Annotated in this window: 20 protein-coding genes; 9 read left to right on the plus strand and 11 right to left on the minus strand. The window is 66.0% G+C overall.

Features of this window, described 5'->3' with window-relative positions; all coding sequences use genetic code 11:
- Positions 1-78 precede the first annotated feature (78 nt).
- Together lipA and WB508_RS01190 are read left to right on the plus strand one after the other, a co-directional pair.
- Entirely contained in the window at positions 79-1,020 is a 942-nt protein-coding gene (lipA, locus tag WB508_RS01185) for a lipoyl synthase (protein ID WP_423843042.1), read from the plus strand.
- A 9-nt stretch (positions 1,021-1,029) separates the two neighbouring features.
- Positions 1,030-1,737, plus strand: a complete 708-nt coding sequence (locus tag WB508_RS01190) for a DUF4191 domain-containing protein (RefSeq protein ID WP_423843043.1) — start codon at positions 1,030-1,032, stop codon at positions 1,735-1,737.
- Position 1,738: 1 nt separating this feature from the next.
- Here the strand turns inward: WB508_RS01190 and WB508_RS01195 are convergent, their stop codons facing one another.
- Positions 1,739-2,098, minus strand: coding sequence for an RDD family protein (locus WB508_RS01195; protein ID WP_423843044.1), 360 nt, complete (start codon positions 2,096-2,098; stop codon positions 1,739-1,741).
- Positions 2,099-2,293: 195 nt separating this feature from the next.
- Here WB508_RS01195 and glnA point away from each other — a divergent pair, with 195 nt between their 5' ends.
- Positions 2,294-3,715, plus strand: coding sequence for a type I glutamate--ammonia ligase (gene glnA / locus WB508_RS01200; protein ID WP_423843045.1), 1,422 nt, complete (start codon positions 2,294-2,296; stop codon positions 3,713-3,715).
- 321 nt (positions 3,716-4,036) lie between these two features.
- On the opposite strand, the gene WB508_RS01205 is transcribed toward glnA, so the two are convergent.
- Together WB508_RS01205 and WB508_RS01210 are read right to left on the minus strand one after the other, a co-directional pair.
- The gene (locus WB508_RS01205) at positions 4,037-5,131 is read right to left on the minus strand and encodes a class I SAM-dependent methyltransferase (protein WP_423843046.1); all 1,095 of its coding nucleotides are present in this window, start codon (positions 5,129-5,131) and stop codon (positions 4,037-4,039) included.
- A 112-nt stretch (positions 5,132-5,243) separates the two neighbouring features.
- The gene (locus WB508_RS01210; RefSeq protein ID WP_423843047.1) at positions 5,244-6,851 is read right to left on the minus strand and encodes a LuxR C-terminal-related transcriptional regulator; all 1,608 of its coding nucleotides are present in this window, start codon (positions 6,849-6,851) and stop codon (positions 5,244-5,246) included.
- A gap of 465 nt (positions 6,852-7,316) precedes the next feature.
- On the opposite strand from WB508_RS01210, the gene WB508_RS01215 reads away from it, so the two are divergent.
- Together WB508_RS01215 and WB508_RS01220 are read left to right on the plus strand one after the other, a co-directional pair.
- Entirely contained in the window at positions 7,317-7,610 is a 294-nt protein-coding gene (locus tag WB508_RS01215) for a GNAT family N-acetyltransferase (protein ID WP_423843048.1), read from the plus strand.
- Positions 7,611-7,680: 70 nt separating this feature from the next.
- Positions 7,681-8,877: an adenylate/guanylate cyclase domain-containing protein gene (locus WB508_RS01220; protein ID WP_423843049.1), complete on the plus strand. Its 1,197-nt coding sequence runs from the start codon at positions 7,681-7,683 to the stop codon at positions 8,875-8,877.
- Between the two features lie 85 nt (positions 8,878-8,962).
- On the opposite strand, the gene WB508_RS01225 is transcribed toward WB508_RS01220, so the two are convergent.
- Together WB508_RS01225 and WB508_RS01230 are read right to left on the minus strand one after the other, a co-directional pair.
- Positions 8,963-9,628 (minus strand): response regulator, encoded by a 666-nt coding sequence (locus WB508_RS01225; RefSeq protein ID WP_423843050.1) that lies wholly within the window; start codon positions 9,626-9,628, stop codon positions 8,963-8,965.
- Entirely contained in the window at positions 9,628-10,764 is a 1,137-nt protein-coding gene (locus tag WB508_RS01230) for a sensor histidine kinase (RefSeq protein ID WP_423843051.1), read from the minus strand. Before WB508_RS01230 ends, WB508_RS01225 begins: the two co-directional genes overlap by 1 nt.
- A gap of 108 nt (positions 10,765-10,872) precedes the next feature.
- Between WB508_RS01230 and WB508_RS01235 the strand changes: the two genes are divergently transcribed.
- The gene (locus tag WB508_RS01235) at positions 10,873-11,307 is read left to right on the plus strand and encodes a hypothetical protein (RefSeq protein WP_423843052.1); all 435 of its coding nucleotides are present in this window, start codon (positions 10,873-10,875) and stop codon (positions 11,305-11,307) included.
- 42 nt (positions 11,308-11,349) lie between these two features.
- Here WB508_RS01235 and WB508_RS01240 read toward each other — a convergent pair whose 3' ends face one another.
- On the minus strand, positions 11,350-12,435 hold the full coding sequence (locus WB508_RS01240; RefSeq protein WP_423843053.1) for an NAD(P)/FAD-dependent oxidoreductase: 1,086 nt from the start codon (positions 12,433-12,435) through the stop codon (positions 11,350-11,352).
- Between the two features lie 39 nt (positions 12,436-12,474).
- A complete protein-coding gene (locus WB508_RS01245) occupies positions 12,475-13,641 on the minus strand; it encodes a DUF3179 domain-containing protein (RefSeq protein ID WP_423843054.1) in 1,167 nt (388 codons plus the stop codon).
- A 154-nt stretch (positions 13,642-13,795) separates the two neighbouring features.
- Between WB508_RS01245 and WB508_RS01250 the strand changes: the two genes are divergently transcribed.
- Together WB508_RS01250 and WB508_RS01255 are read left to right on the plus strand one after the other, a co-directional pair.
- Positions 13,796-14,299, plus strand: a complete 504-nt coding sequence (locus WB508_RS01250) for a redoxin domain-containing protein (protein ID WP_423843055.1) — start codon at positions 13,796-13,798, stop codon at positions 14,297-14,299.
- 118 nt (positions 14,300-14,417) lie between these two features.
- On the plus strand, positions 14,418-15,131 hold the full coding sequence (locus WB508_RS01255) for a Crp/Fnr family transcriptional regulator (protein ID WP_423843056.1): 714 nt from the start codon (positions 14,418-14,420) through the stop codon (positions 15,129-15,131).
- Between the two features lie 38 nt (positions 15,132-15,169).
- Here the strand turns inward: WB508_RS01255 and WB508_RS01260 are convergent, their stop codons facing one another.
- Both WB508_RS01260 and WB508_RS01265 read right to left on the minus strand, forming a co-directional pair.
- Complete coding sequence (locus tag WB508_RS01260; RefSeq protein WP_423843057.1) at positions 15,170-15,595, minus strand: Hsp20/alpha crystallin family protein; 426 nt, start codon at positions 15,593-15,595, stop codon at positions 15,170-15,172.
- A 103-nt stretch (positions 15,596-15,698) separates the two neighbouring features.
- The gene (locus WB508_RS01265; RefSeq protein ID WP_423843058.1) at positions 15,699-16,328 is read right to left on the minus strand and encodes a trimeric intracellular cation channel family protein; all 630 of its coding nucleotides are present in this window, start codon (positions 16,326-16,328) and stop codon (positions 15,699-15,701) included.
- 90 nt (positions 16,329-16,418) lie between these two features.
- Here WB508_RS01265 and WB508_RS01270 point away from each other — a divergent pair, with 90 nt between their 5' ends.
- Positions 16,419-17,066, plus strand: a complete 648-nt coding sequence (locus WB508_RS01270; RefSeq protein ID WP_423843059.1) for a class I SAM-dependent methyltransferase — start codon at positions 16,419-16,421, stop codon at positions 17,064-17,066.
- A 2-nt stretch (positions 17,067-17,068) separates the two neighbouring features.
- On the opposite strand, the gene WB508_RS01275 is transcribed toward WB508_RS01270, so the two are convergent.
- Both WB508_RS01275 and WB508_RS01280 read right to left on the minus strand, forming a co-directional pair.
- Positions 17,069-18,172 carry a prenyltransferase gene (locus tag WB508_RS01275; protein WP_423843060.1) on the minus strand — a complete coding sequence of 368 codons (1,104 nt, stop codon included), beginning with the start codon at positions 18,170-18,172 and terminating at the stop codon, positions 17,069-17,071.
- Positions 18,169-18,633 (minus strand): class I SAM-dependent methyltransferase (locus WB508_RS01280; RefSeq protein WP_423843061.1); only part of this gene is annotated, 465 nt, incomplete at its 5' end. The genes WB508_RS01275 and WB508_RS01280, both read right to left, overlap by 4 nt.

Raw genomic sequence — 18,633 nt, forward strand, 5'->3', positions numbered from 1 at the left:
GGATTGAGCATCCCGGTGGGAACCGTCTCCCCCTGACGCCTCACGGCCGCGGTTGCGCGGAGGCGTAGGCTTGCCAGCGTGACCATTGCACCTGAAGGCCGGAAGATGTTGCGGCTCGAAGTCCGCAACGCGGAGACCCCGATCGAGAAGAAGCCCGAGTGGATCAAGACTCGCGCCAAGATGGGTCCCGAGTACAACGAGCTCATGAATCTGGTGAAGGGTGAAGGCCTGCACACCGTGTGTCAGGAGGCTGGTTGTCCGAACATCTTCGAGTGCTGGGAAGACCGCGAGGCCACGTTCCTCATCGGCGGCGAGCAGTGCACGCGCCGCTGCGACTTCTGCCAGATCGACACCGGCAAGCCCGATCCAATCGACCGTGACGAGCCGCGCCGCGTGGCCGAGAGCGTGCAGAAGATGGAGCTGCGGTACGCCACCATCACCGGTGTCGCCCGCGACGATCAGCCTGACGGCGGCGCTTGGCTCTACGCCGAGACCGTCCGCAAGATTCACGAGCTCAACCCCGGCACCGGCGTCGAGAACCTGATCCCGGACTTCAACCGGAACGCCGACCAGCTCGCCGAGGTGTTCGAGTCCCGCCCCGAGGTGCTGGCCCACAACATCGAGACGGTGCCCCGCATCTTCAAGCGGATTCGACCGGCGTTCCGCTACGACCGATCGCTGGGCGTCATCACCGATGCCCGCGACTTCGGTCTGGTGACCAAGAGCAACCTGATTCTCGGCATGGGCGAGACCCGCGAGGAGGTCTCCCAAGCACTGGTCGACCTGCGCGAGGCAGGCTGCGACCTGATCACCATCACGCAGTACCTGCGCCCGTCCAAGCGCCACCACCCAGTGGAGCGCTGGGTCAAGCCCGAGGAGTTCGTCGAGCTCAAGCACGAGGCCGACGAGATCGGCTTCGTCGGCGTGATGTCCGGGCCGTTGGTGCGTTCGTCGTACCGGGCGGGCACGCTGTACAAGCAAGCAATGGCGGCGCGCGATGCCGCTCCGGCATCGTCGTAGACTGCCTGCATGTCCACCGCCGCACCAGCGCCCGCCAAGGGTCGCGTCCGCCAGCTTCGTCAGGCGTACGCGATCACCAAGAAGTCCGACCGCAACATCGGTCTGATCCTGCTGCTGACGTTTCTCGTCGCAGGCGGCATTTTTGGTGCGGTCGGTTTCTGGGCGTTTGGTAGCACGACGCTCGGCCTGATCCTGTCGGTCGTGTTCGGCGTGCTCATCGGCTTCCTGGCTGTGCTGATCGTGTTCGGTCGGCGCGCCCAGACCGCTGCGTATGCGCAGGTCGAGGGACAGCTCGGTGCCGCCGCTGGCGCACTGCAGATGTTGCGCAAGGGCTGGGACGTCAAGCCTGCCGTCGCCTTCACCAAGAACCAGGACGTCGTGCACCGCGTCATCGGTCGCCCCGGCGTGATCCTCGTCGGCGAGGGCAACACGGCCCGGTTGCGCAACCTGATCAGCGCCGAGAAGAAGAAGCACAGCCGCATCGCGGGCGAGGACGTGCCGATCATCGACCTCATCGTCGGGACCGGCGAGGGCGAGGTGCCGCTGCAGAAGCTGACGAAGCGGGTGCAGAAGCTGCCCAAGAAGATCAAGCCGGCCCAGATGACGGCCCTGTTGTACAAAGTCAAGGCTCTGGACGCGATGCGTCCGGCCGCTCCCATGCCTCGCGGTCCGGTGCCGACCAGCATGAAGGGCCAGCGCAAGGCAATGCGCGGCTGACCTACACCTTGATCTCGCGCGAACCCACGACGATGTCGTGCAGGCCGCGACCTTCCTTGTTCTGCACGATGGCCGGGATGATCAGGCACACCAGCGCAGTGCGCAGCAGCCCGTACCCGACGCCGATGGGCTGGCCGTCGGGGTTCTCGACCCGGATGCCGGCGACGCGCTTGCCGATCGAGGAGCCCAACAGACCCACCAGCAGGCCTACCTCGACCACGAAGAATCCGGTGATCACCGCATTCTGCATCGGATCGTCCGGCGGGTAGTTCACGCCGGTCAGAGCGGTCGCGCTGAGCGCCGCAACGATCCAGTCGATCACCAGCGCGAGCATGCGGCGGCCGAGCGGCGCTGACTCCATGGTGGCGAGCCTACCCAGTACCCACCCGTCCGAACGTCGACAGTCCCACCCGTCACACGGACTTGTAACATGCCTGAAACAATCAAGTGATGGTTGGGTAACTGCCTCGCCCTAGGGTCAAGCCATGGCGCGGTGAAATGCGCCACCTGACACGACGATCGATCCAGGCCGCGCTGCGGCCGAGGAAGGCCACACATGTTCGGCAACGCCGACGAGCTGTTCAAGTACATCAAGGACGAGGGAGTCGAGTACCTCGACGTCCGGTTCACCGACCTTCCCGGCATCCAGCAGCAGGTCACCCTGCCAGCATCGACGTTTGACGCTGACATGGTCAGCAGTGGTGTCGCGTTCGACGGTTCCTCGATTCGCGGCTTCCAGACCATCGATCAGTCCGACATGGTGCTGTTCCCCGACGTCGGAACCGCCTACCTCGATCCGTTCAAGGCGCGCAAGACGATCGCGATGGAGTTCTTCGTCCACGATCCGATCACCGGCGAGGCCTACTCGCGCGATCCGCGCAACATCGCCCGCAAGGCCGAGGCCTACCTGGCCACCACCGGCATTGGCGACACCGCCTTCTTCGCGCCCGAGGCCGAGTTCTACATCTTCGACCGGGTCAACTTCGGCACCAGCGCCAACAAGTCGTTCTACGAGATTCAATCGTCGGAGGCAGCGTGGTCCACCGGCGACGACGTCGCAGACAACCGGGGCTATCAGGTCCGGTACAAGGGCGGATACTTTCCCGTCGCTCCGACGGACAAGACTGCCGATCTGCGCAACGACATGATGAGCAACCTCACCGACGCCGGACTCATCCTGGAGCGCGGCCACCACGAGGTCGGAACGTCGGGTCAGGGCGAGATCAACTACCGTTTCGACACGCTGCTGAAGGCTGCCGATGACGTGATGAAGTTCAAGTACATCGTGCGCAACACGGCGTGGGCCAACGACAAGACGGTCACCTTCATGCCGAAGCCGATCTTCGGTGACAACGGCTCGGGCATGCACGTGCACCAGTCGATCTGGAATGACGGCAAGCCGCTGTTCTACGACGAGTCCGGCTACGGCGGGCTGTCGGACATGGCGCGCCACTACATCGGCGGCATCTTGAAGCACGCTCCGTCGCTGCTCGCGTTCACCAATCCGTCGGTGAACTCGTTCCGTCGTCTGGTTCCGGGCTTCGAGGCCCCGATCGCGTTGGTGTACTCCGCCCGCAACCGTTCAGCCTGTGTGCGGATCCCGATCACCGGCTCGAATGCGAAGGCCAAGCGCATCGAGTTCCGATGCCCCGATCCGTCGGCGAACCCGTATCTCGCCTTTTCGGCGTTGCTGCTGGCTGGCATTGACGGCATCAAGAACAAGATCGAGCCGCCCGCCCCGATCGACAAGAACATCTACGAGCTGCCGCCGGAGGAGTATGAGGCCATCGACATGGTCCCGACCTCGCTGAACGCCGTGCTCGACTCGCTCGAGGCCGATCACGAGTTCCTCACCGCCGGTGACGTGTTCACGCCCGACCTGATCGAGACGTGGATCGACTACAAGCGCAACGAGGAGATCCTCCCGATCCAGCTGCGTCCGCACCCGCACGAGTTTGAGCTGTACTACGACATCTAGAGGGTTGGGACTCGACTAGCACGGTTCTACGCCGCAGATGCCCTGCTGGTCCGCACGTAGTCCGCAACGTCTGGCGCCTGGGCCGCGATCACACTGTCGATCGCGGCCCCTGTGCTGTCGACGGCGTCGAGCGACAGGCCTCCATGAGACCTCAAGCGTCGTCGTGGTCGACTTGTGCCGCGATCGAGCATGCTAGACCCTCACGTGTGCACCGTCGAAGATGAACACCTCGGCGGCTGCTCGCCGTGTGGGACACCCGTGCGGGCACCGCCTCCGCGGGCCGTTGGTTGGGGTCAGCCACCAATGCCACGGGGGCACGGCTCAAGGACGAGACACGAAGTAGGCGTTGAACGGGTCCTGGTCGAGCTCGTGCACCTCGACAGCCGAGAAGCCGGCCTCCCTCAGCATGCGTTCCGCAGTCTGGACACCCCAGACGGCCCCTAGCCCATCACCACCTTGGCCCAGCGAGACTGACATGCAGTGCACAGTTGAGATGGCATAGAGGAACGATGCCCACGGCACATCGAGGTTTTCCTCGAGGTTGCTCGAAGCCTTGATGTCCACCATCAGGTAGACCCCGTCCGGTCGCAGAGCCCTCCATACGTTGGCCAACACGGTCGCGGGGTGGGCTTGGTCGTGCACGGCGTCGAACGCGGTGATCAGGTCGTAGGCTGCCACGTCCGTCAGGGCGGCCACATCAAGCACCTCAAAGCGGGCGTTGGACAAACCCCAGGCCTCGGCTTCTCGACGGCCTTCCTCGACGGCCGCGGCGCTGAAGTCATAACCCACGAAGCTGCTGTGGGGGTACGCACGGGCGAGCAGGTTGATCGCATGGCCCTCGCCGCAGCCAATGTCGGCAGCGTCGATGCCCGTCTCGAGGCGGTCGGTCACGTTGGCCAGCGGGATGATCGTGTCGAGCAACGAAGCGTCGTTGACGCTCGCGCTCTCTGCCGCCTGCAGATGATGAAAATCCGGGTAGTCGTCGTAGGATAACCCGCCACCGTTGCGGAAGGCGTCGACGATCTTGGGCTGAACGGCCGCCATCACTGCGACATACCGTGTCATCCGGGCCAAGTTGTCAGCACTGGGCCCGGTGAGGAATTGCGCATGATCGGGACACAGATAATAGGTCCGGTCCTGCGAGACGTACTGCACGAAGCTGGCCGCGACCATCCCGCCCAGCCACTCGCGGACGTAACGCTCGTCGAGCCCGGCAGCGTCGGCAATCTGGCTGCTGGTGGCGGGTGGAAGCGATGCCAAGGTCTCGAAGAGGCCCAGCTCGTGGCCGATGCTGGCCAGCACACAGATGCCCCCGTCATTGAGAATCTCGATCACCCTGGCGGCGACCTCGTCGGGATCAGCGGTCTCGAGCGTCGGTGCCGCCGACGTGTCTGGTGCGGCCTGTAGCGTGTCCATGGTGTCCTCCTGGATGTCAGTTGGGACTACCGACGCTAGACGCGCGCTGGCCTGTTCCGCGTCGGGAAATCACCCCAACCTCACTGGCCCCTGATGGGGCATCCGCCCCACGTCAGGCCAGTCCATTGTCGTGGGCCCAGGCGGCTGCGGCGGTCCTGGTACCAACATTGATCTTGGTGAAGATGTTGGTCAGATGCCTGCTGACCGTCTTCTCGCTGATGACCAGCGCCACGGCGACCTGCCGATTCGTCGCCCCAGCGGCCACCTTGGTCAACACCTCTGCTTCGCGATCGGTCAGCCCGCAGGGGCGGCGACCTCGGCCGGCCAGCCGTTCGATGTCGGGGACGGCACCCAGATGTGTGTAGACGGCCACGGCTGTCGCGCGTGCAGCAGCAGCTTTGTCGTGATCGCCCGTGGCCGAATGGGCTGCCGCAAGGACCTCGTGGACAGCGGCGTTCGCGTAACGGTTGCGCTGCTCGCGGTAGATCTGCGCCGCCTGCTCCAGAAGGGGGATTGCCCGTGTTGGGAGCTCGTCGGCGAGCAGCAGGGCAGCACGGGCCTGAGCCGCTCGAGCGATGAGCCCCGACGTGCCGAACCATTGGGCTGCTTGCTCCAATTCGTTGGTCACCGCCGCAGCGTAGACCGCATCGCCCATCAACACAGCGATGCGGACGGTGTCCAGCTGCATCCGGGTGCGACCGAGGCGGGTGGCTTCGGAAAGACCGACGCGCAGTGCCGCGAGCGCGTCGGCTGGCCGACCTTCCGCCTCGAGCAGCAGCGCTTCCCCGGGCAGTCCGTCGTGAGCGAGACCTCGGGCCAGAGCATAGGCCGACCGGGCGCCGTCAGCATCGCCTCGCAGGCGTCGAACTTCGGCCAGTGTGTAGTAGCCTTCGCCAGCCAGCCACCCATGGGCACCCACCAGATCGGCACTGCGGCCGCCGAGTTCGCTCTCGACGGCGGTCCAGTCGCCCTCTGCGGCTACCACTTGGAGTTCGTGCACTCGGGTGACTCTGGTGTACACGAAAGTTGGGCCCTTCGGTCGCGACCATCTCGCCATGGACGCCGTCCACGCCCGCATGCGCGCGAGATCGCCGAGCTCGTCGCACAGGTGAACGACCGTGCAGTAGAGGTCTCCCGCCCACAGGGGGTCCACTCGTCCTGCGAGCACGGGGAGCATCGCCTCGTCAAGGTTCGCGAAGCCCTCAGGCGTCTTACCGCGTCGTACGGCTGCGAGCCCGCGGAGTGCGAGGCCAAAGCTTTCTAAAGTTGGCTCGTCGTGTTCGAGCGCGAGGGCCTCGATGTCGCGCGCGGCAGCCTCAGCGGCCTCAGGATCGCCCGACAGGTCCATGTCGGCAGCCGCCTCGGCGTAGCGAAGATACCCGTGCACGGGGCATCGAGGAAAACCGCGGATGACGTGACGCGCACGCGCCAACCACGCGATACCCACCTGAACCTCACCGCGGTTGAACCACAGAAGCGTCAGCCGCAGAGCCCGGTCGGCCGCCTGCTCCAGCTCACCCGCGGCCAATAGCTGTCGATAAACCTCCTCAGAGGCCGCCATCGCATCGGGCAAGTCGCCGAGCCACCAAGCGGCCTCGGCCAGCCTCTCGAGATCGGCTGTGGTCAGGTCAGCGCGAAACTTTGAAAGCAGGTCGTGCGCCACCCGCCAGTCGCGACGCGCGAACGCCGAGCGTGCGGTGCGGAGCTGCTCCGGGGTCATCTTTCGAGTGTGATCCCGAGGCTGTTCCGAGGCAATGGGACACGAAGCGCCGCGTGGCGTCTCAACTCGCTCGGCATCGCATCGCACGCGCTGAGCAACTGCTCACGCCAGCCTGACTCGATCCGGCGATGCCAACCCCACGCTGGACCAGAAACTACCTGGCAATGACCAACGAACGGACAGCTGACGACAAGATGTCCAGTTCACCGACACGAACGACGACCACCTGGCGCGAGTGCTCGACGTGTTGTTCTCGTACGGGGCAGCGAGGTCGATGTGAGAACTGCTCGGCTGGACGGCATGTTTCGGGAAGGACACCGACCATGGTGCCGTCGCCGCATCGGCAGTTTGGCCGCAACCAGACCGCGATCGGTTTCCGCGTGGGCCTCACCCATCTGCGCTCATCGCGGAGCGCTGGCACACTGCACTTCAGTCCTCCCACGACACCGACCGAAGGAGCACTCGATGTCCGACGAGATCACCGTGACGCAGAATCTCGGCGAGAACCGATATGAGGTTCACAGCAACGGCACGCTCGCCGGGTTCGCTGAGTATCAGCTCCCTGACGAGGAGCACGTCGACTTCACGCATACGACGGTGGACGACGATTTCAGCGGCGAGGGCCTGGCTGAGCGTTTGGTCGCCGAGGCCATCGCCGACGTGCAGCAGCGAGGCAAGCGGGTCGTGCCGCACTGCTCGTATGTCGCAAAGTGGCTCACCGAACACCCGGAGCACGACGACATCGTCGACTGGCCCTGAACGCATTGTGCCGAGGTCACCGCCGCGTTCGGTAGGTCCGCGGCCGATCGATTGCAGGTAGCGTCGACCCATGGCCGACGATGATGAAGGCTCCCTGCCGCTTCCCGACCACCCCGATCTTCGCGACATCGCCGAAACGATGGAGCTCGCGCAGATGCACTTCGAGATACTCGACGAGCGATTCCGGTGCGTCTACGTGTCTCGCGAGTGGATTAGATTTGTCGAGTTGTCACCTGATGAGGTCCGCCGCCAGATTGGGCGCTCGCTGGTCGCCCGGGTGTTGCGAGAAGACGCGGAGATCATCCGGGTCACTCCGGAGAGCGGCACGGCATGGTTCGAGCACAATGCATCGATCATGCGTCGTCACATCAATCCTGGTGATGATGATTTCGCGGAGATCTTCGACGCTGCGGCGCCGTTCGCCGCCGAGCTTGATCCCGCCGAACCTGAGCCGCGCGCCTGGTACGACCGAGTGGCCTTCCCAGCCAATCTGCGTTTCCGCCGATCCCTGGTCGGCGATCAGCACCAGCTCCAGGTACGCATCAACGACGACGCAGGGCGGTTCATCGGTGTGGTCTTTCTGTATCGAGGCATGGTGCCCGACAGCCTTCTGCAGCGACTCGGCCGCGGAGATCCACAGCTGTTCGAGAGGATGGACCGCGTCAGCGAGCCCCGGCGACGAGACGCAGCGATCCTCTTCGCCGACCTCGAGGCGTCCGGTGTCATCTCCAAGCGGCTGTCCTCACGGGGTTACTTCGAGCTGATCCGCGATCTCACGGACTTGATCGATGCCTGCGTGATCAGCCACGGAGGCATCACCGGCAAGCACGCCGGCGATGGCGGATCAGCGCTCTTTCTCGCCGCTGATTTCAACGACTCAGAGTCCCGTGCTGCTCGGGCCGCGATCGATACCGCGCAATCGATTCGCGATGGCGCCGAGCGCCTCGGTCCCGACGTTCTCGAGGTCAAGGTGAATGTCGGAGTGCACTGGGGGGCCCAGCTCATGATCGGTCAGGTGTCCACCCACGGGCGACTCGAGGTGACCGCTCTGGGCGACCAGATGAACGAAGGCGCACGCATCGAGACCGCGGCGACAGACGGCGAGATCCTCGCATCGAAGAACCTCATCGAGCGGTTGGATGCGCATGACGCACGCGAGACCAAGATCGATCCAGACGACATCGTCTACAGCACGCTCAGTGACCTCGCGGGAGCCAGCGACAAGGCGGTGCGTGACGCTGGCACGATTGCCGTGGCTCGCATCTGACCACAGAACCGGCGCAGGTCGCACGGGGCCCTCGCCCAAGCCGCGGGCCGGCCGTGCTGCAGCACGCCGGGTGGGGGCTCGGCATCTAGGCCTGGCGCCGGGGGCAGACCAGCCCTGACTCATAGCCGAAGATCACGGCCTGGATCCGATCCCGCAGCTCCAACTTTCGCAGCACCGCCATCACATGGGTCTTGACCGTCGCTTCGCTGACGAACAATGTCTCCGCGATCTCCCGGTTGGGGCGCCCGTCGACCATGAGCAGCAACACCTCGTGCTCGCGTGGAGAAAGCGCCGCGAGTCTGTGGGACACGGTGGGGTCCGGCTCGGGAGTTCGCCCAAAACGCTCCACCACGGACCGGGTGACCGCCACATCCAAAATCGCATCCCCGCAGGCCATCGTGTGCACGGCGTCGATGAGATGCTCCGGCGGAGCGTCCTTCAGCAGGAAGCCGCTGGCCCCCGCTCGCAAGGCACCGAAGACGTACTCGTCCAGCTGGAAGGTCGTGAGCACCAGCACACGAGGCGCCGGACTCAGCTCGACGACCTGGCGTGTGGCCTCGATCCCGTTGAGCACCGGCATCCGAACATCCATGACCACCACATCGGGGCGAAGCCGGCGGGCTTGCGCCACTGCGCCTCGGCCGTCAGCGGCCTCCCCCACCACGTCCAGATCCGAGCTGACCTCGAAGATCTTGCGAAGGCCTTCGCGAATCAGTGGTTGGTCGTCGACGACCAGAACGCGAATCGTCATCACATCAGTCCGTTCTGGACGGTTCCGCTGCGCGCCGCCGAAGTCGGCAGTCGGGCAGCGACGCGCCAGCCACCCGACGGCACCGGTCCAGCCTCGAGCGACCCGCCGTACACAGCAACCCGCTCCCGGAGCCCGGCCAGGCCGTGACCGTCTGCTGCGCTCCGCGCGGGACGGCCGACCTCTCGAAGTGAGGCCCCTCCGTCGTCGATCACCTCGATCACCAAGGCCTCACCATCGTGGTGCAGACGGACGATCACCCGTGTGGCTTCGGCGTGCTTCAGCACATTGGTCAGCGACTCCTGAACGATCCGGTAGGCAGAGATGTCGATTCCAGGTGATACCGCGCCGGTCTCACCCTCATTCTGAACCTCCACGTGAACCCCCAGTCGCACGACACGTTCTGCCAGCGCCCCCACCTGGCCCAGACCGGGTTGCGGGGTGAAGTCGACACTTTCATCGGATCTCAGGAGGCCGAGCATGCGCCGCATCTCCTGCAGCGCCTGCCGCCCGGTGACCTCGATCTGGGCCAGTGCACGCGACGTCTCGGGCCTGACGTCTGCCAGCGCGATGCGCTCGGCGCCGGCTTGCACCGTCATCAGGGCAATGGCGTGTCCCACGACGTCGTGCAATTCGCGCGCGATGCGGGCGCGCTCCTCAGCGACCGCGTATCGCTCGGCGTGAGCGCGCTCCTCCTGCAGCGCAGCGGCCAGCTCCTCTCTAGACTGCATCAGCCGGCCGGCCGCGTGCACCCCCACCATCAGGGGACCCATCACGATGATGTCGTCGGTCACCGTGACCACCAGCGCCGCGAGCGCCGCTACAAAGGCCCAACGCCTGGTCCGACCGCAAACATATGCGCCCAAGGACCAGAACACCAAGCACATGGGCAACAGCTCTGACTGAGGCTGCAGGCGCCACTCGCCGGCAAGCGACTGCACGACCGCCGCGCCGAGCACCATCGCCGCCACGCGAATCGGCGCCCGCTGCCCCCACAGCAGCGGAACCGTCATCGCCAAGCCCACTGGCACGCTCAGCTGCAGGGGGACATCCTGATCCGAGCCGAGCACCTCCGTCAGCACACCGACCACGAGCACGAGAACGAGGACGTCCCATGCACGCGCGCGCACCGCTCTCATCGCCCCACGGTAGACCGTTCCGTGGATGCAGGACATCCACCTGCAGGCGGAGTCGAAATCATCATTGGAGTGGACGCATCATCTCCACGTCATCTCTAGCGTCGAGTCATGAACACATCATCGAAGCTCTTTCGTCTTTCCGCGATCGCTCTGGCGATCGGTGGAGCGTGCTGGGTCCTCAAGTTCGTCGTCATTGCGGCGACCGACGGTGCAGTCTCAGGCCTTCCTCTGACCGCGGCGTCCGTCTTGTACATCGGTGCGGTATCACTCATGGCATTCGGCATGGCCGGTCTTGCGGTCGCTGCGCTCGCTCGTCGACACGTCGCGATCCGAGTCGTGGGAGCAGTGGGCGGACTGGTCGCCTGGGTTCTCACCTACATGGTGGTGGAGGGGATCGCGCAGGCACTCACGGGCAACACCGACCCGGCGTGGCTGGGCGAAGAAATCGGCATCGTGGCCACTGGCGCGGTCCTGATGACTCTCGGGCTGCTGCTGCTCCGCTCAAGCGCCTCCCCGACGAGAAACCTGGCCCGAGCGGTCTGAAACCGCCCGAAGCGGGTGCCCCGTGGACCGCTGTCGTCGTTTCTACGCAGGCGCACGCACCCGATAGACCTTCAGCCAGCGACGGTCGATGGAGCGCTTGAGGCGCAGCGCGCTGGTGCCGCACCACCACAGGCGCCCTCGGGTGGCCAGACCCACGCCGCCCCCCAGGTCCAGAATCGACAGGGCTCGACGCTGGGGCCGGTACTCCGGCAACGGACCGTCGCCGAGCCGCGCCAGCAGACTCGCGTGCAGGATCGGACCCTGCCGGACACCGTGAACGCCGATGCGCGGCAACGGGCGTGAGGTGAAGAACGCGCAGTCGCCCACGGCGTAGATCTCGTCGCGCTCCACGTGCTGGAGAGTGGCTCGCACGGTGATGCCGCGCCGGTCGCCCAGTCCGATCGTCGACACCAGGCTGGGCGCCGTCAGCCCGGTGGCCAGCAGGGCGAGGTCGTGGGACAGCGACGAGCCGTCGGCGCACACCGCATCGTGCTCACCGAGCTCACGCACCTCGCACCCGGTGCGAACATCCACTCCGCGCCTCCTGAGCAGCCGCGCCATGGTCGTGCGCGCGCCCCGGGGCAGGTCTGACCCGACCTCAGACGTGGACTCCACCAGCTGAACTCGGCGAACGTCCGTGCGCATCGCGAGATGCGACGCCAGCTCGACGCCGGAGGATCCTCCGCCGACCACCGTGACCGTGGCGCCCGACGCGGCAGCGCGCAGCCGGTCGTGCAGGTCGGCGAGCCCGCTGAGCGGCTTGACGCGCAGGACCGTCGGATGAATGCGCATCCCGACCGGGTCGACCTCGCTGCCGATGTTGACCGACAACACGTCGTACGTCAGCTCGATGCCGTCGTCTGCAGTGGCAGTGCGCGCCTGCGGATCGAGTGACTCCAGCCTGCCCTCGTGGAAGGTGACACCGCAGGCACCGGCCAGCGCGCGCACGTCGATCCGGCCGTCGGCACTGGAGAGCACGCCCGCGGCCGTCGCGGAGGCGACACCGCTGTAGTCGAAGAATCGGGGAGCCAACAGGCGCACCTGATATCCAGCAGCAGTCAGCGTGGCTGCGTGCTTCACGATGTACAGATGGGCGTGACCAGCCCCGATCAGGAGCAGTTCCGGCACTCGGCTTCCTCCCGTTGGCTGCGGCCCTGAGCGTAGCGCTCAGTCGAGCAGCAAGGTGTCGAGGTGGAAGGTGGCCCACGCGAACCAGAAGGTGTCGAGGTGCCGGTACGCCTCGAGCTCGGTGCCCTGCAGCGGTCCGGCGGTCGCACGGCCAAGGACATTCCAGGTGCTGCCCGTCTCTCGATCCGTGAAGCCGTCTCCGCTCGCCGAGAAGCTGAGTGTTCTGCCGTCGGCGACGGGAGTGAAGACCCCCACGGTTCCAATGTCGGCACCGCCCGCGATCGTGTCGGCGTCGAGGGCCGACGCCTGCCCCGGCCGGTGCCACAGGACCACGTCCTGCCCACCGACCGTCACCTGCCGCGGGTCTCGGCCCACGAGCGAGCTTCGGAGCACGGCTGCGCTGTCCGACCCACCGACCAGTCCGATGACCCGTTCCTTGACCGGCAGCCGGGTGTCGAGGTCATCAGGCAGCCCGAACAACAGCTCGCCATTCGGCTCGTCGTAGCCCGAGTAGGGGTTGGTGCCGTAGGGACGGTCGAATCCTGTGTCCTGCGTCAACACCTTGGCGGTGGGCTCGGCACGGCGGAACTCGCTCCAGGAGACGGTCCCCATGGGGATCGCCTCCAGCTGGGTCCCGGTCAGGTGCCCGACCGATGCCTGCCCCGTCAGCTGTGGCCACAACGACTCGGTCTGACGGTCGTACATCACCAGATTGTCCGCGTAGAGCAGCCCCGAGGTTCCGAAGGAGAACACGCCCCGGTCACCGACGGTGCGCTCGAAGGCGACCCCTGAGTTGCACAAGGGGCAGTAGGTCACAGCGACCGGCACCCCGCCCACCACGTCGTTGACGATCTCGTGCCAGGTCATGACGCGCAGCGGGTAGGCGCGGGTCTCACCGCCCACCGTCAAGGACAGGACTGGCTCGTTGTCCTCCAGCCAGTCGACCTCTCCAGCGCTCTCGAAGGTGGGGTCGTCAATCGGCGGAATGCCGTCGGGCTGAGGTCCGCCGGACAAGATCTCGTCCAGCGGGATCAGCGGCTTCGCGAAAGCGTCGTCGGTGCGGTCATCCAGCGCGGAGGGGACGTCCAGGCGGGGTGCCTCGGCCTGGCGCCCCGGGCGGTCCTGCGCGCGGTCGTCCGTGCCGCCCGTGCACGCAGTCAGCGTCAGCAACGCGCCAACCACCAGTGGTACCCACCTGTGCTGCACGATTGCTCCTGCTGTGCTCGGTCGGACCGCCCGGTCGGACGCTCCCTCGCCCTCGAGCATCCACGACCGCAGCGTTCCGCACCGTAAGCCCGGTCACGGTAGGAAGCGCCAATGGCGAGCAATACTGGAGTCTCAACCACTGGAGGGGGGCGCTGTGCGCTCGAAGATCGTCGCAGGCCTGTTGCTCGCCACCCTGGTGACGGTTGCTGGTTGCGCGTCCACCGCCGACCGGTTGCCAGCCGGTTCCCCGTCAGACGCCCGCACGGTGAGCCTTGAATTCACCGGCAAGGACCTGGACGGCGCAACCTTCAACGGCGAGCAGCTGGCGGGCAAGCCGATCGTGCTCTGGTTCTGGGCTCCGTGGTGTGCCACGTGCCGGGCCCAGGCGGGCCGGGTCGCCTCGCTCGCCCGGGAGTACGACGGCGAGGTCAACGTGGTCGGGGTCGGCGGCCTGAGCGACGACAGCGACATCCGCGACTTCGCCCGGGTGGTCAAGGGGCCAACCCATCTGGTCGACCCCAAGGGCGCCATCTGGACGCACTTCCGCGTCGCCGCGCAGAGCACCTACCTGATCTTGGACGAAGACGGCGCCGTCGTGGTCGAGGGCTATCTGGACAACGACGACCTGTCCGCGCAGGTGGCCGAGCTCGCGGGCTGACGTGATCACCAGCAATGGCGCTGCCCGCCGGGACCCCGCGACGTACTGTGTGGTGGGACGACTGAACGATCTCCGCACCACCGGCGCCAGACCGTGGGCTCCGGGACGTCGTGAGGAGATGGCCGACGTGGAACGCCGAGCACCAGGTGGTGACGACCTGTGGTGCATGGCCGAGGTCGACATCTTCGCCGACCTCGACGACACGGAAATGGCCGCGATCGCTGCCGCAGCGCCGATGCGGCACTTCGCCCAGGGCGAGTTGCTGCACGCGCCACCGCAACCGATGGAGACCTTGTTCATCCTGAAGCAGGGTCGCGTCCGCATCTTCCGGCTAGCCCCCGACGGACGAGCCCTCACGACCGCGATCCTGACCCCCGGCACCATCTTTGGCGAGATGCTTCTCCTCGGTCAGCAGATGCACGACAACTTCGCCGAGGCTCTCGACGACGTCACCGTCTGCGTGATGACCAAAGCCGATGTGCAGCGCTTCCTGCTGTCTGACGCTCGGATCTCCGCACGGATCTCCGAGATCCTGGGCCACCGGGTGGCTCAGCTGGAACGGCGACTGTCCGACACCGTGTTCAAGAGCGTGCCGGAGCGCGTTGCCGGCACTCTGTGCCTCCTGGCCGACGAGGAGAAGCGCCGACTCGGTGTCCGCGGCATCGCGATCCAGCTCACTCACGAGCAGGTGGCGGCCCTGGCCGGCACCTCGCGGGAGACCGTCACCAAGATCCTGAACGAGTATGCGTCCGACGGTCTGGTGCGGCTGGGCCGCGGGCGGATCACGATCGTCGACCTGAGTCGGCTGCGCGAGGCCTCCGACGCCCGCTGAGCGCACCGCGATCGTGCGGTGCGCCCAGCGCCGGTGTCCTAGACCGAGATCGACTGCTGCCGTCCGGCCGCCTCGACCCGAATCTTGCGTGGTTTGGCCCGTTCGCTGAGCGGGATGACCACCGAGAGCACGCCGTGGTCGTAGGCCGCCGAGATCGCTTCGGTGTCAAGGCCTTCGCCCAGGGTGAACTGGCGGTAGTAGCTGCCCGAGCGTCGCTCCTGGGCAATCCACTTCGCGCCGTCGTGAGTCGTCGCCGTGCGCTCTGCGCGAATTGTGAGCAAGTTTCCGTCCAGATCGATGTCGATCGACCCGGGATCGACACCGGGCAGGTCCGCGTGCAGCAGGTACTGCTCGCCGTCGCGGACGAGATCCACGGGAACGGCCCGAGGGCCCGTGCGCAACTGGGTCAATCCACTGGTCAGGCGATCAAGCTCGCCGAAAGGATCAAAGGTGGCTGCGTTCATGTCTGATCTCCTTTCAGAACTTGAGTCTGATTGACTCAACTACCGAAATTTATAGCCGGACTCGCAGCACTTTTCAAGTAGCGATCTAGAAATTTTGTGAGTGTCACACCGAGGCCGGACCCCGCGGCTTCGGCGCGCGCCAGTCGCCGCGCAGCGCGAGCAGTCGCCACACGAGGCACAGACCGCCTCCGGCGAGTCCAGCAAGCCAGAACGGCTGGTCGCTCACGTGCAGCAGCACCGCGACGAATGCCCCAGCGAGAGCCGGCGTGGCGTACAGCTCGCTGCGAAAGATCTCAGGCGGGCGACCCGTGAGGAGATCACGAATCATTCCTCCCCCGATGCCGGTGACCATGCCCATCAACGCGGCCGGGATCGGCCCCATTCCGTATTCGGACGCCTTGACCGCTCCGGTGACGCAGAACAGCGCCAGCCCGAAAGCGTCGAGCACATTGATGCTGCGCTCCATGCGTCCCAACGCTGGATGAAATGAGAAGGTCACGAGTCCCGCCACTACCGGCACGATCAGATATCGCCAGTCCGAGAGGGCCGCAGGAGGAACGGCTCCGATCAAGACATCACGCAAGAATCCACCCCCAAGCCCGGTGGTGCCGGCAAGCACCAGCATCCCGAACACGTCGTACTCCTTGCGAACGCCGACCAGCGCACCGGTCGTGGCGAAGACAAAGATGCCGAGAAGATCGAAGACGATCAGCAGGATCGGGGTGGAGGTCACGTGTTCACACTAACGGCGAGATGAGCCGGTGGACCGTCGACGGAAGAGCCGGATCTGACCGCCTGTCCCTCCCGCTGGCATGCTGGGGCCGTGTCCCACGCCAGCCACACCTTCGCGATGCCCGCCGACCTGCTCGAGCACGCCATCGCCGCTACCGGATTCATGCCCGAGGGCGAGGGTCAGCTGCTGTTCCAGCACGCGGTCGAGCGGCTGCCCCACGGACCGGCACTCGAGGTCGGAACCTATTGCGGCAAGTCCGCGATCTATCTGGGTGCCGCCGCGCGCATAGCTGGAGGGACCATCTTCACGGTGGATCACCACCGTGGCAGTGAGGAGAACCAGGCCGGGTGGGAGCACCACGACACCAGTCTCGTCGACCCTCAGACCGGACTCATGGACACTGTGCCGACCTTTCGTCGGACTCTCGCCGACGCTGGACTGGAGGACGTGGTGGTGGCGGTGATCGGACGCAGCACCACCGTCAGTCGGTATTGGCAGACGCCCCTGAGCCTGCTGTTCATCGATGGCGGCCACGGCGAGCAGCCAGCCCGCGACGACTACGCCGGTTGGGCGCCCAAGGTGATGCCCGGCGGGTTGCTCGTGATTCATGACGTCTTCGTTGATCCGGCCGACGGCGGACGGCCGCCGTACGAGCTGATCTACCGTCCCGCTCTGGCCAGCGGTCACTTCGACGAGGTCGATGCGCTCGGGTCCATGCGGGTGCTGCGTCGCCGCTGAGGTCAGCGAACGGGCAGCGGCGAGCAGCCGCACTCCAACGCCAGCTCGGGAAAGTCTGGCGCCAATGACGTGCCGCGCATGATGCCCGACCCGGGAGTGGATCCGCCGTGGGTTTCCCCCAGCGCGTCCGCGGCGAGAATCACGGCGCCAGCCGTGAACGTGGTGTGCTCCTGCGGCCAGAAGACATCGGGATTCTCGTTCCGGACCGCTGGATCGGCGTAGACCCAGCCGGTCCAGTAGCCGCCGTCGTCAGCGCGCAGCATCTGCATGTCGGTGAACAACCGCAGGGCCCGCTCGTGGTCGCCGATCGCGTCGAGTGCCATGACCAGCTCGCAGGTCTCCGCTCCCGTGACCCACGGGTTCGTGTCGACGCAACGGGTGCCGAGTCCGGGGACCACGAAATCGTCCCATCGGGTGCTCAGCAGATCGTGCGCGTCCACGTCGCGCACTGCGCCGCCCAGCACCGGGTAGTACCAATCCATCGAGAAGGTGGACTTGTCAGCGAACAGATCGCGGTGGTGTCGCACGGCGTGCCCGAGGCGACCGCCCGCGAGCTCCCAGTCGGGCTGCGGCTCCCCCATCAGCTCAGCGAGCGCTACTCCGGCACGGAGGGACTGGTAGATCGAGGAGTTGCCGGTCAGCAGGCTCAGGTCGTCCACGACGGTCCACGCGATGCCGCCGAATGGATGCTGCAGCTCCACGACCCAGTCCAACCCGGCCCGCACGGTCGGCCAATGCCGCCGCACGACGTCAAGGTCGTGCCGAATCAACCAGTGATGCCACAGGCCGACCGCGAAGTACGCACAGAAGTTGCTGTCGCCGCGGTCGTTGGTGATCGCTCCGTTCTCCCAGGATGACGGCCACGAACCGTCCGAGCGTTGCACCTCGGAGACCCAGTCGTAGGCGCGCTCGGCGGCTTGAACGTCCCCTGCGGCGAGCAGCCCCATGGCGGCCTCGACGTGATTCCACACGTCGACGTGCGCACCGGTCGTCCACGGAATCGACCCGTCGGCCTGTTGCATCACGGCGATCGACCGCGCGGTCTGCGCCACCTGATCGGCTGTCAGGACTCCGACCACATGGGGGATCTTTCCGGCGGCAGTCATGACAGCGGTTTGTGAAAGTACAGAGCCATGCTCTTGCCGATCATCGGATCGAGCACCTTGCCCGCCACCTGCAGTGTCTTGGGATTCTTCATGATCTCCCACACCAGCAGCCGGTGATACGTCTTGGGAAGCACGTGGTCCTCGTTGCGCACGCCGACAGCGCACTTGAGCCACCAGTACGGCGCGTGCAGGCCGTGCCTGTAGTCCTTGCTGTCAAAGATCAGGCCAGCCTTGGTGATCTTGTCCTTCAGCTCTTCCTCGGTGAAGATGCGGATGTGGCCGCCGGGGTTGTTGTGGTAGTCCGCCGACAACTTCCAGCAGACCACTTCGGGGAACCACCGCGGGACGGTCGCCACCAGCGTTCCGCCGGGTCGCAGCACCCGCACCAGCTCATGGATCGCCTGGATGTCGGCCGGGATGTGTTCCAGGACCTCGGCGGCGATGATCCGGTCGAACTCGCC

Origin of the sequence: Aeromicrobium sp. (assembly GCF_049586495.1) — a bacterium.
In the GTDB taxonomy this organism is placed as follows: Bacteria; Actinomycetota; Actinomycetes; order Propionibacteriales; family Nocardioidaceae; genus Aeromicrobium.

Coding starts and splice junctions, on each gene's coding strand:
- WB508_RS01235 (WP_423843052.1), top strand. CDS start 10,873: ATGAACACATCATCGAAGCTCTTTCGTCTTTCCGCGATCGCTCTGGCG.
- WB508_RS01260 (WP_423843057.1), bottom strand. CDS start 15,595: ATGAACGCAGCCACCTTTGATCCTTTCGGCGAGCTTGATCGCCTGACC.
- WB508_RS01225 (WP_423843050.1), bottom strand. CDS start 9,628: ATGACGATTCGCGTTCTGGTCGTCGACGACCAACCACTGATTCGCGAA.
- WB508_RS01195 (WP_423843044.1), bottom strand. CDS start 2,098: ATGGAGTCAGCGCCGCTCGGCCGCCGCATGCTCGCGCTGGTGATCGAC.
- WB508_RS01190 (WP_423843043.1), top strand. CDS start 1,030: ATGTCCACCGCCGCACCAGCGCCCGCCAAGGGTCGCGTCCGCCAGCTT.
- WB508_RS01275 (WP_423843060.1), bottom strand. CDS start 18,172: ATGACTGCCGCCGGAAAGATCCCCCATGTGGTCGGAGTCCTGACAGCC.
- WB508_RS01220 (WP_423843049.1), top strand. CDS start 7,681: ATGGCCGACGATGATGAAGGCTCCCTGCCGCTTCCCGACCACCCCGAT.
- WB508_RS01205 (WP_423843046.1), bottom strand. CDS start 5,131: ATGGACACGCTACAGGCCGCACCAGACACGTCGGCGGCACCGACGCTC.
- WB508_RS01255 (WP_423843056.1), top strand. CDS start 14,418: ATGGCCGACGTGGAACGCCGAGCACCAGGTGGTGACGACCTGTGGTGC.
- WB508_RS01215 (WP_423843048.1), top strand. CDS start 7,317: ATGTCCGACGAGATCACCGTGACGCAGAATCTCGGCGAGAACCGATAT.
- WB508_RS01230 (WP_423843051.1), bottom strand. CDS start 10,764: ATGAGAGCGGTGCGCGCGCGTGCATGGGACGTCCTCGTTCTCGTGCTC.
- WB508_RS01210 (WP_423843047.1), bottom strand. CDS start 6,851: ATGACCCCGGAGCAGCTCCGCACCGCACGCTCGGCGTTCGCGCGTCGC.
- glnA (WP_423843045.1), top strand. CDS start 2,294: ATGTTCGGCAACGCCGACGAGCTGTTCAAGTACATCAAGGACGAGGGA.